Genomic DNA, 14,436 nt, shown 5'->3' on the forward strand with positions numbered 1-14,436 from the left:
GTCGTCGAGAGGCGGTTCAGCGCCAGCGGGCGCGCTCGTACTGCGGCGGCCACGCGACCTCGGCACCGAGCTCGTGCGCCGCACGCAGCGCGAAGTGCGGGTCGCGCAGCCACTCCCGACCGGCGAAGATCGCATCCGCCGCGCCGTCCGCCAGCACCTGCTCGGCCTGTGCGGCCGCGGTGATGAGACCGACCGCCGACACCGGGATGCGGCCGCCCTGGCGCACGGTCTCCGCGAGCGGCACCTGGTAGCCGGGCGACACGGCGATGCGCTGGTGCGCGACGAGCCCGCCGCTGGACACATCGATCAGGTCGGCGCCGTGCTCGGTCGCCCACGCCCCGACCACTGCGGCCTCGTCGGGCGTGAACCCGCCCTCGGCGTGGTCGGTCGCCGAGATCCGCACGAACACCGGGACGTCGTCGCCGGCGGTCGCGCGCACGGCGTCGAGCACCCGCAGCAGCAGCCGGGCACGGTTGTGGAGCGAGCCGCCGTACTCGTCGTCGCGGTGGTTCGACAGCGGTGACAGGAACTGGTGCAGCAGGTAGCCGTGCGCGCCGTGCAGCTCCAGCACGTCGAAGCCGGCGTCGAGCGCGCGCCGCGCCGACGTGGCGAACGCCTCGACCACGCGGTCGATGCCCGCCGCGTCGAGGGCGACCGGATCCGCGAACCCGTCGAAGGCCACGGCGGACGGAGCCACGGTGGTCCAGCCGCCCTCGGTCGCGGGCACGGAGCCGCGCTCGGGCGCCCACGGCCACCATGTCGACGCCTTGCGACCCGCGTGCGCGAGCTGGATGCCGGCGAGCGAGCCCCGGTCGTGGATCGCCCGGACGACGGGGGCGAGGGCGTCGCGCTGCTCGTCGGTCCACAGCCCGAGGTCGCGCGGCGAGATGCGACCCTCCGGCACCACGGCGGTGGCCTCGGCGACGATCAGCCCGGCGCCGCCCGAGGCGAACTGCGCCAGGTGGGCGTGGTGCCACTCCTGCGCGACGCCGTCGAGGGCGCTGTACATGCACATCGGGGAGACCCACAGGCGGTTGCGGAACGTGGTCGAGCGGATGGTCAACGGGGAGAAGAGGAGGCTCACGGTTCGACGCTACCGGGGCTCGGGAGGCGGCGGGGCCGCCCGCTAACGTGGAGGCATGAGCGAAGCGCGCGAGTGGTCACGCGTCGACACGGCCCGGTTCGTCCGCGCCGCGACGCGCGACGACGACAAGTACTCGCGCGGCGTGGTGGCCCTGCGCACCGGTTCGCCCGCGTACCCCGGGGCCGCCGTGCTCGGGGTCGAGGCCGCATGGCGCGCCGGCGCGGGCTTCGTGCGGTATGCGGGAGAGCAGCGCGTGATCGACGCCGTGCTCGCCCGCCGCCCGGAGACCGTGGGCGGGCCCGACACCGGGCGCACCCGGGTGGGTGCGTGGGTCATCGGATCCGGCACCGACCCCGAGGAGCGGACGGACGCCGAGGCGCGGGCGCTGCGCGAGATCGTGTCGGGCACGGCCCCGGTCGTGATCGACGCCGGCGCACTCGACCTGGCGTCCGGCGCGACCGCGCCCGTCGTCGTGACCCCGCACGCGGGGGAGTTCGCCCGGCTTCGGGAGCGCCTCGGTCTCGCCGACGCGGATCAGGACACGGCGGCCGAGGTGCGACGGATGGCCGCCGAGCTGCACGGCGTCGTGCTGCGCAAAGGGGCCCGCACGCTGATCGCGGGGCCCGACGGCCCGGTGATCGCCGTGGACGCGGGCACCGGGTGGCTCGCGACCGCGGGCACGGGCGATGTGCTGGCCGGCGTGCTCGGGGCCGTGATCGCGGCCAACCCCTGTGCCCCGCTCGCCGAGGTGGCCGCGGCCGGCACCTGGCTGCACGGGCACGCCGCGCGCATCGCCGCGGGGGTGGGTGGGGGCGGCACGGGCCACCCGATCGTCGCGCTGGACGTGGCGGAGGCGCTGCCCCTCGCGATCGCGGACGTCCTGTCGTGACCCGGCGCGTGCCCGCCCGGACGATCGCGCTGTGGGCCGCCTTCCTCCTGGTGCACCTGCTCACCGCGCTCGCGGGGTGGATCTACCCGAGCCAGCCGATGGGCGACGTCGTGCTGGTGTACGAGCCCTGGTCGTCGGCGGCGCTCGGCGGCGGCCCGGTCGTGGGCGTCACCGAACCGTGGGTGTACCCCCAGCTCGCGCTGCTGCCGATGCTGCTCACCGGGCTCCTGGCCACCCCGCTCGTGCCCCTGCTCGGCGTCTCATCCGCGTACCTCGTCGCCTGGGCGGTGCTGGTGGGCGTGCTCGATGCTGTCGCGTTCGCCGTGCTGGTCGGGCGTCGTCCGGGCCGGGCGCGCACGGCCGCGGCGTGGTTCTGGTGCGCCGCGCTCCTGCTGCTCGGACCCATCGCGCTGTACCGGATCGACGCGGTCACCGTGCCGATCGCGGTCGTCGCCGGCCTGTGGCTGCTGTCGCGGCCCGCGCTCGCCGCTGCCCTCCTGACGGTCGGCGCGTGGATCAAGATCTGGCCGGGCGCGCTGCTGCTCGCGGCGGTGGTGGCCGGGCGCCGGCGGTGGCGGCAGCTCCTGGCGGCGCTGGTGGTCACGGCCGTCGTGCTCGGGGGGCTCGTGCTGCTCGGTGCCCGGTCGGAGATCCTCGGGTTCCTCACCGCGCAGACCGGTCGCGGCCTGCAGATCGAGGCGGTCGCGGCGACGCCGTTCCTGTGGCTCGCGGTGGCCGGTGCCGCCCGCATCGAGTACAGCTTCGACATCCTCACGTTCCAGATCACCGCGCCGGGCGTCGATGCGGTCGCCGCGGTCCTCACGCCGCTGATGGCCGTGGCGGTCGTCGCGGTCACCGCCCTCGGGGCGGTCACGGCCACGCGCGGTGCGGTGTTCGGCCGGTTGTTCCCGCCGCTCGCGCTCGCGCTCGTGACGGTGCTGATCGTCGGCAATAAGGTGGGGTCGCCGCAGTTCCAGACCTGGCTTCTCGCGCCCGTGATCCTCTGGATCGTGTGGGACAGGGCGCGCGCGACGGTGCCCGCCGTGCTGGTGCTGGCGCTGTGCCTGGTCACGTGCCTGATCTACCCGCTCACCTACGACGCGCTGCTGCGGGCCGAGCCCGTGCCCGTGCTGCTGCTCACGCTGCGCAACGTGCTGCTCATCGTCCTGACCGTCGTGAGCTTGCGCGCCGTCCTGCGCGTTCCCGCCGTCCGTCCCCCTCGAACCAAGGAGTGAACCCATGCTGATCGCCTTCTCCGTCGCCCCCAGCGGCACACCGGCCGACGGTGCCGTCGACCGCTCCGACGCCTCCGTCCACGACGCGGTGGCCGCCGCCGTGCGCGTGGTGCGCGCCTCCGGGCTCCCGCACCGCACGACGAGCATGTTCACCGAGATCGAGGGCCCCGACTGGGACACCGTGATGGACGTGGTCAAGCGTGCGACCGAGGCGGTCATGCCGTTCGGCTCCCGCGTGTCCCTCGTGCTCAAGGCCGACATCCGTCCGGGGTACTCGGGCGAGCTCGACGCGAAGGTCGAGCGCCTGGAGGCGGCGATCGACGAGGCCGACGCCCGCTAAGCTGAACCGGTGAATCCCTCGACCGCATCGAGGGGTGCGGCGAAGAGGGCGCTCCTCTCTCTCGCCATCGGCAGCTTCGGCATCGGCATGACCGAATTCGTCGTGATGGGGCTGCTCCCGAACATCGCCGCCGACCTGCTGCCGTCCGTCTGGGCGACCAGTCAGGAGGAGGCGCTGAGCCAGGCCGGCTGGCTCATTTCGCTCTACGCGCTCGGCGTGGTGATCGGCGCGCCGACGATCGCGGGCTTCGTCGCCCGGTTCCCGCGCCACCGTGTGATGATCGTGCTGGCGCTCGCGCTCACGGTGTTCAACGCGCTGACCGTCGTGCTGCCCACGTTCGAGCTGGTCGGCGCGTCGCGGTTCCTGGCCGGCCTGCCGCACGGCGCCTACTTCGGGATCGGCGCGCTCGTGGCCGCGGAGGTGATGGGGCCGGGCAACCGTGCGAAGGGCGTCGCCTTCATCCTCACCGGGCTCACGGTCGCGAACGTCGTGGGAGTGCCGCTGGGCACGTTCCTCGGGCAGCAGTGGGGCTGGCGTGCCGCGTTCGCCGTCGTCGCGCTGGTGTTCGCCCTCGCCACGCTCTGCATCGCCCTGTTCGTGCCGGCGCACCCGGGCGACCCCGGTCGCACGATGCGCGCGGAGCTCGGGGTGTTCCGCATCGGACAGGTGTGGTTCACGCTCGGCGTCGGCGCGATCGGCTTCGGCGGATTCTTCGCCGTCTACAGCTACATCGCGCCGCTGGTCACCGAGGTCGCGGGGTCGCCCGAGTGGGCGGTGCCGATCGTGCTGGTGCTGATGGGGCTGGGTATGACCGCGGGCAACCTGGTCGGCGGGCACCTCGCCGACATCGACCTCCGGCGCACGCTGCTGGGTGGCCTGGCCGCGATGGGCGTCGTGTTCGCGCTGCTCGCGGTGCTGTCGTTCTGGATCGTGAGCCTCGGCCTGCTGGTGGTGCTGGTCGGCTTCGTCTCGTCTGTGCTCAGCCCCACCATCCAGACGCGGCTCATGGACGTCGCGGGCGACAACCAGTCGATCGCCGCGGCCATGAACCACTCCGCGCTGAACGTCGGCAACAGCCTCGGCGCGTTCCTGGGCGGCGTCGTGATCGCGCTCGGCTGGGGCTTCACCGCTCCCGCGTGGACCGGTGCCGCGCTCGCGGTCGCCGGACTGCTCATCGCGCTGCTGTCGTACCGGGTGGAGGCGCGTCGCGCCCCAGCGGTCGTCGTACTCGCGTCGTAGAGTGACGGGGTGACGATCCCCGACGACGAGCTGCCGCTGGCGGGGACGGCCGTGCTGCTGCGACCCGCCGACGAGGGCTTCCGCGTGCTGCTGCTGCGGCGGCCGGAGCGTGGCTCGTTCGCCGGTGCCTGGGTGTTCCCCGGCGGCAAGGTCGAGCAGGGCGATCGCCGCGACGGCGCCGACCGCGTGGACGATGCGCGGCGGGCGGCGGTGCGCGAGACCGCGGAGGAGGTGGGCCTCGTGATCGACGGGCTCGTGCCCCTGTCGGAGTGGCGGCCGCCCGCGGAGGCTCCCGTCCGCATCCGCACCTGGTTCTTCCTCGCCGAGGCTCCGCGGGCCGAGGCTGTGCCGTCCGAGGCGGAGGTCGCGGAGCTCGCCTGGGTCACCCCGGCGGAGGCCCTCGGCCGACACGCGTCGGGGGAGTGGACGCTGTTCCCGCCCACCTGGGTTACGCTGCACCGGCTGTCGATGCACGACCGGGTGTCCGCGGCGGTCGCGTCGGCCGGGGCGGCGGAGCTGTTCCAGACGCGTGTGCTCGACGGCGGGCGGGCCTTCGCGTGGGAGCAGGGCACGCTGCACGCCGCGGCACGCCCGTGGAGCTTCGCCCCGGCGTGAGCTCAGGCGTCGAGGAGGCGTCGCAGCTGCGTGCCGACCGCGTCGGTCTCGATCAGGAAGCCGTCGTGGCCGAAGTCGCTCGCCAGCACCACCGCGTCGTCGTCGAGCACGGTGGGGATGCTGCGGGCGATACGCTGCTGGCCGTCGACGGGGAACAGCCGGTCGCTGTCGATGCCGAGCACGAGGGTCGTGGCCGTCACCGCGCGCAGTGCCTCCTCCACACCACCGCGACCGCGCCCCACGTCGTGCGAGTTCATGGCCTCGACCAGGGTGATGTAGCTGTTGGCGTCGAACCGGCGCGTGAACTTGTTGCCGTGGAAGTCGAGGTACGACTCCACTGCGAAGCGCCCGCCGTGCCCGAGCGGTGACACGTCGGACTGCCACGACCGCTGGAACCGCTGGTTGAGCTCGATCGGGCTGCGGTAGTTCAGCAGGGCCATGCGCCGGGCGAGGGCGAGGCCGCGGTGGGGGCCGTCGCCGTCGGAGAGGTCGTAGTACTCGCCGCCCTGGAAGCGCGGATCCATGCGGATGGTCTCGAGCTGCACCGTGTTCAGGGCGATCTGGTCGGCCGTCGTCACCGGTGGCGAGGACAGCACGGCGAGCCGCTCGACGCGGGCGGGATGGGTGACCGCCCACTCCAGCGCGTGCATGCCGCCCATCGAGCCGCCGATCACCGCCGCCCAGGTGTCGATGCCGAGCGCGTCGGCCAGGCGCACCTGCGCGGCCACCTGATCGCGGATCGTGAGGTAGGGGAAGCGCGACGCCCACTCGTAGCCGTCGGGGGCGATGCTCGCCGGTCCGGTCGAGCCCTGGCAGCCGCCGAGCATGTTCGGCGCGATCACGAACCACCGGTCGGTGTCGAGCGCCGCGCCCGGCCCGACGATGTCCTCCCACCAGCCGGCCGTGGGGTGTCCGGCTCCTGCCTCGCCGCGCACGTGGCTGTCGCCGGTGAGCGCGTGGAGCACGAGCACGGCGTTGTCGCGTGCGGCGTTCAGCTCGCCCCAGGTCTCGTACGCCAGCCGGATGCCGGGGAGCTCGGCCCCGCTCTCGGTGCGGAACGACCCGAAGGCGGCGAAGCGGCGCCCGCCCACGGGGTCTCCGTCGCGCCACGCGCCGGTCGCGGGCGGTCGGGCACGGAGCAGACGGACGTCGGCCTCCGTCACGGGTGCCGACGGCACCGTGTCCTCGGAGGTCGTCTGCCAGTCCATCCCCCCATTCTCGCCTGGCGGGCGGCGCTCCGGCGGCAGGTTACGCGGCGGGGACGACGGATGCCCCGGACCGCGTGGTCCGGGGCATCCGTGTGAGACGGTCCGCTCAGGCGCGGGCGGCCTCCGAGACGGCGCGTGCGGCGGCGAGGGCCTGGTCGAGGTCGGCCTTCAGGTCGTCGATGTTCTCGAGCCCCACCGACAGACGCACGAGGCCCGGCGTGACACCCGCCGTGAGCTGCTGCTCGGGCGTGAGCTGCGCGTGCGTCGTGGAGGCGGGGTGGATGACGAGCGAGCGCACGTCGCCGATGTTGGCGAGGTGGCTGAACAGCGACAGGCTGTTGACGAACTCGCGACCGGCCTCCACGCCGCCCTTGAGCTCGAACGACAGCACCGCGCCGACGCCCTTCGGCGCGTACTCATTCGCCTTGGCGTACCACGGCGAGGAGGGCAGACCCGAGTAGTTGACCGACGCGACGTCGTCGCGGCCGTCCAGCCACTCGGCGATCTCCTGGGCGTTCTGCACGTGGCGCTCGATGCGCAGCGACAGGGTCTCCACGCCCTGGATGAGGTTCCAGGCGCTCTGCGGCGAGATGGAGGAGCCGAGGTCGCGCAGCAGCTGCACGCGGGCCTTGATGATGTAGGCGAGCGCGTCGCCGACCGCGGCCGTGTAGCTGGCGCCGTGGTACGAGGGGTCGGGCTCGGTGAGGCCGGGGAACTTCTCGACGTTCTCCGACCACGCGAAACGGCCGCCGTCGATCACGACGCCGCCGATGGTCGTGCCGTGGCCACCGAGGAACTTGGTGATCGAGTGGACGACGATGTCGGCGCCGTGCTCGAACGGGCGGATGAGGTAGGGCGTCGCGATCGTGTTGTCGACGATCAGGGGGACGCCGTTCTCGTGCGCGATGTCGGCGACCGTGCGGATGTCGAGCACGTTGATCTGCGGGTTGCCGATGGTCTCGGCGAAGAACAGCTTGGTGTTCGGGCGGACGGCGCGGCGCCACTCCTCGGGGTCGTCCTGGTTCTCGACGAACGTGACCTCGATGCCGAGCTTGGCGAGCGTGTACTTGAAGAGGTTGTAGGTGCCGCCGTAGATCGAGCTGGAGGCGACGAAGTGGTCGCCGGCCTGGGCGATGTTGAGGATCGCGAAGGTCGAGGCGGCCTGGCCGCTGGACAGGACGAGGGCGCCGGTGCCCCCTTCGAGGGCCGCGAGGCGCTGCTCGAGCACATCCTGGGTCGGGTTCTGGATGCGGGTGTAGATGTTGCCGAACTCGGCCAGCGCGAACAGGTTCGCGGCGTGGTCGGCGTTGTCGAACACGTACGACGTGGTCTGGTAGATCGGCGTCGCACGCGCCTTCGTGACCGGGTCGGGTGCGGCGCCCGAGTGGATCTGCTTGGTCTCGAAACGCCAGGTCTCGGGTGCGGACATGTGTTCCCCCTGGAACGGTCGGAAGTCGGATGGCGTGTGCCCTTGCAGCGAGAGTACGGAACTTCCCCCGGTGTCAACAGCGGCCGGGAAATGTGACGTAACACAGCGCTCCTCACCTCGAGCGGAGGACGCAGGTCTTCCGCTCGGCCGCCGTGCCGGTTACCGTACGTGCCAGGCGCGGCCGACGGGCCCGCGGACAGGAGACCCCATGACTGTCGACGATCTCGGTGCGGGCGCACACGATGACGCACCCCGGGGCCTGCCCCGCCGGACCGTGCTGGCGGGCGCGGTCTGGTCCGTGCCGGTGATCGCGCTCGTGACCGCCGCGCCGGCCGCGGCGGCGTCGGCCGAAGGGCTGGGCCGATTCGTGATCGAGACCATGCAGGGCGGCACCTGGGTGGACCCGCAGTACTACGGCGCATCGATCCAGCTGCGTAACGACGACACGCAGGCGGCCACGATCCCGGTGGCGGACATCACCAGCGGCACGGTCACCGTCACCATGAATCGAGTCGACGTCGGCGCGCTGCAACCGGTCGTCATCGCGAACGCCGGCGGGTCGAGCCCGTCCGTTCCCGCGCTCCCGGCGACCGACCCGACCTGGACCGCGGGGGGCGTGACCGACAACGGCGACGGCACCGTAACGTACACGCTGGCGTACGTGGGCAGCGTCGCGGGGCAGGGGGTCACCCACGTCACGTTCGGCATCCTCGGTCCGACGCCGCTGAACTCGGGTATCCCCGTGACGGTCACCTCGACCGGGAGCCCCAGCGACGGCACCGTGCACACGCGCACCGCCACGCTGTTCTGACGTTCGCGGCACCGCGGCGATCGTCGCTCGGGAATCGGGTGAGGACATCGTACGGTGGAGGGCATGGCGAACAGACGTGCAGTGGTGACAGGGGCGAGTTCCGGGATCGGCGCGGCGACGGTGCGCGCGCTGCGGGGGCGGGGATGGGACGTGGTCGGCGTCGCCCGCCGGGAGGACCGCCTGCGGGCCCTGGCCGCGGAGACCGGGGCCTCGGTGATCGCGTGCGACCTGACCGACGGTGCCGCCGTGTCGGCCCTGGTCGGAGAGCTCGAGCGTTCGGGTCCGCTGCACGCGCTGGTGCAGGTCGCCGGGGGCGCGCGCGGGACGGACCGCGTGGAGGATGCCGCGATCGACGACTGGCAGTGGATGTTCGACGCGAACGTGCTGGCCACGCAGCGCCTGGTCGCGGGGCTCCTGCCCCTCCTGCGCGCGACGGCCGAGGTGGACGGGCACGCCGACACGGTGTTCGTGACCTCGACCGCCGCGCAGACGGCGTATCCGGGCGGGGCGGGGTACAACGCGGCGAAGGCGGCCGAGGGCATGCTGGTGCGGGCCCTGCGCCAGGAGCTCAACGGCGAGCCCATCCGGGTCGTGGAGGTCGCACCGGGGATGGTGCACACGGAGGAGTTCACGCTCAACCGTCTCGGCGGCGACGCGGTCGCGGCGGAGGCGGTGTACGCCGGGGTCGAGGCGCCCCTCCTGGCCGACGACGTCGCCGATGTGATCGCCTACGCGCTGGGGGCTCCCGCACACGTCAATCTCGACCTGATCACGATGCGCCCGGTGGCGCAGTCCGCCCAGCACCTGCTCGCGCGGGGTCCGCTGCGCGTGCGGACCGCGGAGTGATGGCGGGCCGCGGCCTCGCCGAGCTCGCGCGCGACGGACTGATCGATCCGGGCTGGGCGGAGGCTCTGGCTCCCGCGCAGGAGCGGATCACCGCGCTCGGCGAGCGGCTCCGTGCGGAACAGGCGGCCGGTCGCGGCTACCTTCCCGCGGGCGAGAACGTGCTGCGGGCGTTCCAGCGGCCGCTGTCGGAGGTGCGGGTGCTCATCACGGGGCAGGACCCGTACCCCACGCCGGGGCATCCGATCGGGCTGTCGTTCGCGGTGGACCGCCACGTGCGACCGCTGCCGCGGAGTCTGACGAACATCTACAAGGAGCGCGAGAGCGACCTCGGTCTCCCGCCCGCGCCGCACGGAGACCTCACGGCGTGGAGCGACCAGGGCGTGCTGCTGCTCAACCGGGTGCTCACCGTGCAGCCGGGCGCGGCGGGCTCGCACCGCCGCTGGGGCTGGGAGGAGGTGACAGAGCTCGCGATCCGTGCGCTCGTCGCCCGGGACCAGCCGCTCGTCGCCGTGCTGTGGGGCAGGGACGCCGCGAACCTCCGTCCGCTGCTCGGCGACACGCCGGTGATCGAATCCGCGCACCCGTCGCCGCTCTCGGCGAGCCGCGGCTTCTTCGGTTCGCGGCCCTTCTCCCGCGCCAACGCGCTGCTGGCGGAGGCGGGCGGCGACCCGGTGGACTGGCGGGTGGAGGGCGAGGCGGAGGCCTCCCTAAGCTGAGCGCATGCAGTTCGAGCCGGGGGACCGTCGCCGGGTGCTGCCGCGCCATCTGCGACCGGCACCGGCTCCCGAGGTCTTCGCGTACGCCATCCGGCCCGCGCGTCCCGCCGACCTCCCTCACGTGCGCGAGATCTACAACCACTTCGTGAGCAACTCGGCGGTCACGCTCGACGAGCGCCGCAGCACGATCCCGTCCTGGCGGGAGAAGTATGCGCTGCTCGACCGTCTCGGGCTCCCGTTCCTGGTGGCGGTGTCGCCATCGGGGGCCGTGCTGGGCTACGCGGTGGCGCAGCCGTGGGCGGGCAAGAACGCGTACCGCTACACGGTCGAGGACTCGATCTACCTCGGCCCGGGGGCGGGCGGGAAGGGGCTGGGGTCGGCGCTCCTGCAGGCGCTCATCGAGGCGTGCGAGCAGCGCGGCATCCGCGAGATGGTCGCGGTGATCAGCGACCGCGGGGCCGAGGCGTCGATCCGGTTGCACGAGAAGCTCGGCTTCGTCGAGGCGGGGCGGATGGGACGCGTCGGACACAAGTTCGGCCGCGACCTCGGCACCGTGTATCTGCGCCGGGCGCTGCGCCCGTCCCGGCCGCGTCGCGGCGCGCTGTTCGGCCGCTCCCGCTGAACCTCAGCCCTCCGCAGGCCCGGGGATGACCGGGATCGCCGCCAGCAGCGCCCGCGTGTAGTCGTGCGCGGGGTGCAGCAGCACGTCCGCCGTCGCACCGCGCTCGACGATGCGGCCGTCCTTCATCACCACGACCGTGTCGCACAGGTTCTGCACCACGCCGATGTCGTGCGAGACGAGCAGCAGCGTCAGCTCGGAGGTCGCCTTGAGCTCGCGCAGCAGGTCGAGGATCTGCGCGCGCACCGTGACGTCGAGGGCGGACAGCGGCTCGTCGCCCACGAGGATGCGCGGACGATGCACGATCGCGCGGGCGAGGGCGATGCGCTGCCGCTGCCCACCGGAGAACTCGTGCGGGTAGCGGTCGCCCATGTCCGGCTCGAGCCCGACCTGGGCGAGCACTTCCCGTACGCGTGCCCGGTGGTCGCCCTCGATGCCCAGGGCCCACAGGGGCTCCCGCACGATCTGGCCCGCGGTCATGCGGGGGTCGAGCGACGCGTACGGGTCCTGGAACACGAGCCCGGTCTGCCGTCGCAGCCAGTGCAGCGCCCGGGCGGAGGCCGCGGCGTCGACCGCGCGACCGTCCACCGCGACCGTTCCGGCGGTCGGGCGGTCGAGCCCGAGGAGCAGCCGCACCAGGGTGGACTTGCCCGACCCCGACTCGCCGATGATGCCGACCGACGACCCCTCGACCACGTCGAGGTCGGTGGGCTCCAGCGCGGTCTGCCGCCGCGTGCGCTCGAAGGTCGTGCGCTTCGGTACCACGAAGTCCCGCCGCAGTCCGCGCGCCTCGATCAGGCTCATGCCGCACCGCCTTCCGGCCGCCACAGGGTGGCGGTCGCATCGCGCAGCAGCCCCTGCGTCACGGGGGAGGCGGGGGTGCTCAGCAGGGTCGACACGGGTGCGGCCTCGACGACCCTGCCGTGTTCGAGCACCACGCCCTCGGTCGCCACCTGGGCCAGCACCGCGAGGTCGTGCGTGATGAACACGAGCGACATGCCCTCGGCTTCCACGAGCCCCAGCAGCAGGGACAGGATCTCCGCCTGGATCGTCACGTCGAGCGCCGTGGTGGGTTCGTCGGCGATGAGCAGCCGAGGGCGGCAGGCGAGGGCCATCGCGATCGCCACCCGCTGCCGCTGCCCGCCCGAGAGCTGGTGCGGGTAGCGGTCGACGATGGTCTCGGGGGCGGGGAGCCGCACGCGTGCTGCCTGGGCGATCGCGCGCTCCCTGGCCTCGCGCTTCCCGAGACCCTGGTGGATGCGGATCGACTCGGCGATCTGCCGCCCCACGGTACGGATCGGGTTCAGGGCGGTGCGGGGCTCCTGGAACACGATGCCGATGTCGTCGCCGCGCAGCCGCGCGAGCTCCCGGTCGGGAAGGCCGATCAGCTCGGTGCCGTCCCAGCGGATGCTGCCGTGCGCGGTCGCCCCGTCCGGGAGCAGCCCGAGCACTGCAAGCGCCGTGAGCGACTTTCCGGAGCCGGATTCGCCGATCAGCCCGACCCTGGCGCCATCGGGCACCTCGAACGACACGCCGTCGACCAGGCGTCGCCCGTCGAGCTCGACGACCAGGTCCTCCACCACCAGGCTCACGCGACCACCGCCGGGGTGTGCGTCTCGGCGGCGCGGTGCCGCAGGGTCGGGTCGGTCGCCTCGCGCAGTCCGTCGCCCAGCAGGTTGAGCGCCAGCACCGTGAGGGTGATGGTCAGTCCCGGCCAGATGACCGTGAGCGGGTGCACGCCGATGTAGCGCTGCAGATCGGCGAGCAGCAGACCCCAGCTCGGCTCGACCACCGAGGCGCCGAAGCCGAGGTAGGACAGGCCGGCCTCGGCGAGCACGGCCACCGCCATCGACCACGACAGCTGCACGATGAACACCGGGGCCACGTTCGGCAGCAGGTGGCGCACGAGCGTCTGCGCCGGTGTCAGCCCCGAGGCGCGGGCGGCGAGGATGAAGTCGCTCTGCTGCACGCGGCGCAGCTCGGGGCGCGTGACCCGGGCGATGTTCACGCCGAACCCGATGCCGACCGCCCAGATGACGACCCACAGCGACCCGCCCCACACCGACGAGATCATCATCGCGATGAGCAGCACCGGGAAGGCGATCAGGATGTCGACGAGCACGGCCACGGTCTCGCGCACGAGCCGCGTGGTGAGCGCTCCGAGGGCCGCGAGCGCGATGCCGACGAGCGTGGCGATGAGGCCGGCGCCGACACTGACGAACACGGTCGTGCGGGCGCCGGCCATCAGCAGACTGAGGATGTCGCGCCCGGTGTCGTCGGTGCCCAGCAGGTGGGGGAGGCCCGGCGGCAGCCAACGGTCGCCGATGTCGGAGGCGCGCGGGTCGAACGGCGTCCAGAACAGCGATACGAGGGCCGCGAGCGCGATCACGGCGACCACGATCAGGCCGAAGCGTCCGGTCGCGGTCTGCCACAGCCGGTGCAGCCAGCGGGGGGTCATGCGGCCTCCCGCTGTCTGGGGTCGATCGCGCGATGCAGCAGGTCGACCACGAAGCCCACGACCAGGACGAACCCGGTGAGCACGAGCAGCTCGCTCTGCACCTTGATCAGGTCGCGCGTGCCCACGTCGGCCACCAGCATCCGGCCGATGCCGGGCAGGGTGAACAGCTGCTCGATCACGACGGAGCCGACGATGATCCCGGCGACCTGGAGCCCGAGCACCGTCACGATCGACAGCCCGACCGCCGGGATGCCGTGCTGGATCAGGGCGCGCGTGCGGGTGAGCCCTTTGGCCGCGGCGGTGCGCACGAAATCCTGACCGGCGGCCTGGAGCGTGGCGCTGCGCACGAACCGCATGAGCATCGCGCCCTCCACGATCCCGATGGTCAGCGCGGGAAGCAGCAGCGCCTCGATGGCCCGGCCCGGTGTCGACCAGCCGGTGCGCGGAAAGCCCTGCGGCGGGAGCCAGCCGAGCCACACGGAGAACACCACGATCAGCATCATGCCCGCCCAGACCACCGGAACGGCCGCGAGCGCCTGCGCACCGACGCTGAGCGCCGTCCCGCCGCGCCGGCCGCGCAGAAGGGCCGCGAGGATCCCGAACGGCACGGCGATGAGCACCGCGATCAGCAGCGACAGCAGGCCGAGCGGCACCGTGACCTGCGCCTTGAGCAGCAGCTCCTCGCCGACGGACGCGCCGGAGAGGAGGGAGGTGCCGAGGTCGCCGCGGAAGATGCCGCCGATCCAGTCGGTGTACTGCGCGAGCAGGGGACGGTTCAGGCCGAGCGACTCCCGGAGGGCTTCGACCTCGGAGGGCGAGGCCTGGGTCCCGGCGATGAGCTGGGCGACGTCACCGGGGAACACCCGGAGGGTCAGGAAGATGAGCGCGCTCGACACGAGGAGCCCTGCGATGAGCAGGACCCCTCGGACGAGCGCGTAGCGCAGCAC

The 14,436-nt window shown here is 73.0% G+C and carries 16 protein-coding genes; 9 read left to right on the top strand and 7 right to left on the bottom strand.

What is annotated here, in order from left to right; genetic code table 11:
• Nucleotides 1-16: 16 nt before the first annotated feature.
• Nucleotides 17-1,084: an NADH:flavin oxidoreductase/NADH oxidase gene (locus KV394_RS11780; RefSeq protein ID WP_206251452.1), complete on the bottom strand. Its 1,068-nt coding sequence runs from the start codon at nt 1,082-1,084 to the stop codon at nt 17-19.
• A gap of 55 nt (nt 1,085-1,139) precedes the next feature.
• Between KV394_RS11780 and KV394_RS11785 the strand changes: the two genes are divergently transcribed.
• From KV394_RS11785 to KV394_RS11805, 5 genes are read left to right on the top strand one after another with little or no spacing between them, the layout of a single operon-like run.
• Nucleotides 1,140-1,973 (top strand): NAD(P)H-hydrate dehydratase, encoded by an 834-nt coding sequence (locus KV394_RS11785; RefSeq protein WP_247981512.1) that lies wholly within the window; start codon nt 1,140-1,142, stop codon nt 1,971-1,973.
• The gene (locus KV394_RS11790) at nt 1,970-3,208 is read left to right on the top strand and encodes a hypothetical protein (protein WP_247981513.1); all 1,239 of its coding nucleotides are present in this window, start codon (nt 1,970-1,972) and stop codon (nt 3,206-3,208) included. The genes KV394_RS11785 and KV394_RS11790 overlap by 4 nt, the downstream gene beginning before the upstream one ends.
• Nucleotides 3,209-3,212: 4 nt before the next feature.
• Nucleotides 3,213-3,548 (top strand): thiamine-binding protein, encoded by a 336-nt coding sequence (locus tag KV394_RS11795; protein WP_136044556.1) that lies wholly within the window; start codon nt 3,213-3,215, stop codon nt 3,546-3,548.
• A gap of 9 nt (nt 3,549-3,557) precedes the next feature.
• The gene (locus KV394_RS11800) at nt 3,558-4,787 is read left to right on the top strand and encodes an MFS transporter (protein ID WP_136032628.1); all 1,230 of its coding nucleotides are present in this window, start codon (nt 3,558-3,560) and stop codon (nt 4,785-4,787) included.
• Between the two features lie 9 nt (nt 4,788-4,796).
• Nucleotides 4,797-5,402: an NUDIX hydrolase gene (locus KV394_RS11805; protein ID WP_247981515.1), complete on the top strand. Its 606-nt coding sequence runs from the start codon at nt 4,797-4,799 to the stop codon at nt 5,400-5,402.
• Nucleotides 5,403-5,404: 2 nt separating this feature from the next.
• Here KV394_RS11805 and metX read toward each other — a convergent pair whose 3' ends face one another.
• Both metX and KV394_RS11815 read right to left on the bottom strand, forming a co-directional pair.
• The gene (gene metX, locus KV394_RS11810) at nt 5,405-6,610 is read right to left on the bottom strand and encodes a homoserine O-acetyltransferase MetX (RefSeq protein ID WP_136044555.1); all 1,206 of its coding nucleotides are present in this window, start codon (nt 6,608-6,610) and stop codon (nt 5,405-5,407) included.
• Between the two features lie 106 nt (nt 6,611-6,716).
• Nucleotides 6,717-8,039 (bottom strand): bifunctional o-acetylhomoserine/o-acetylserine sulfhydrylase, encoded by a 1,323-nt coding sequence (locus KV394_RS11815; RefSeq protein WP_136036875.1) that lies wholly within the window; start codon nt 8,037-8,039, stop codon nt 6,717-6,719.
• A gap of 208 nt (nt 8,040-8,247) precedes the next feature.
• On the opposite strand from KV394_RS11815, the gene KV394_RS11820 reads away from it, so the two are divergent.
• From KV394_RS11820 to KV394_RS11835, 4 genes are all read left to right on the top strand, one after another.
• On the top strand, nt 8,248-8,850 hold the full coding sequence (locus KV394_RS11820; protein WP_247981516.1) for a hypothetical protein: 603 nt from the start codon (nt 8,248-8,250) through the stop codon (nt 8,848-8,850).
• A 63-nt stretch (nt 8,851-8,913) separates the two neighbouring features.
• Entirely contained in the window at nt 8,914-9,696 is a 783-nt protein-coding gene (locus tag KV394_RS11825; protein ID WP_168442850.1) for an SDR family oxidoreductase, read from the top strand.
• Complete coding sequence (locus tag KV394_RS11830; RefSeq protein WP_136032616.1) at nt 9,696-10,412, top strand: uracil-DNA glycosylase; 717 nt, start codon at nt 9,696-9,698, stop codon at nt 10,410-10,412. The genes KV394_RS11825 and KV394_RS11830 overlap by 1 nt, the downstream gene beginning before the upstream one ends.
• Before the next feature lie 4 nt (nt 10,413-10,416).
• A complete protein-coding gene (locus KV394_RS11835; protein WP_136036873.1) occupies nt 10,417-11,034 on the top strand; it encodes a GNAT family N-acetyltransferase in 618 nt (205 codons plus the stop codon).
• Nucleotides 11,035-11,037: 3 nt separating this feature from the next.
• Here KV394_RS11835 and KV394_RS11840 read toward each other — a convergent pair whose 3' ends face one another.
• Genes KV394_RS11840 through KV394_RS11855 form a run of 4 tightly spaced genes read right to left on the bottom strand, consistent with a single transcriptional unit; the run spans nt 11,038 to nt 14,436 of the window.
• Nucleotides 11,038-11,835 carry an ABC transporter ATP-binding protein gene (locus tag KV394_RS11840; RefSeq protein ID WP_136032612.1) on the bottom strand — a complete coding sequence of 266 codons (798 nt, stop codon included), beginning with the start codon at nt 11,833-11,835 and terminating at the stop codon, nt 11,038-11,040.
• On the bottom strand, nt 11,832-12,623 hold the full coding sequence (locus tag KV394_RS11845) for an ABC transporter ATP-binding protein (protein ID WP_247981517.1): 792 nt from the start codon (nt 12,621-12,623) through the stop codon (nt 11,832-11,834). The genes KV394_RS11840 and KV394_RS11845 overlap by 4 nt, the downstream gene beginning before the upstream one ends.
• A complete protein-coding gene (locus tag KV394_RS11850) occupies nt 12,620-13,489 on the bottom strand; it encodes an ABC transporter permease (protein WP_136032608.1) in 870 nt (289 codons plus the stop codon). Before KV394_RS11850 ends, KV394_RS11845 begins: the two co-directional genes overlap by 4 nt.
• Nucleotides 13,486-14,436 carry an ABC transporter permease gene (locus tag KV394_RS11855; protein ID WP_247981518.1) on the bottom strand — a complete coding sequence of 317 codons (951 nt, stop codon included), beginning with the start codon at nt 14,434-14,436 and terminating at the stop codon, nt 13,486-13,488. Before KV394_RS11855 ends, KV394_RS11850 begins: the two co-directional genes overlap by 4 nt.

Origin of the sequence: Microbacterium sufflavum, from assembly GCF_023101165.1 — a bacterium.
Lineage (GTDB): Bacteria > Actinomycetota > Actinomycetes > Actinomycetales > Microbacteriaceae > Microbacterium > Microbacterium sufflavum.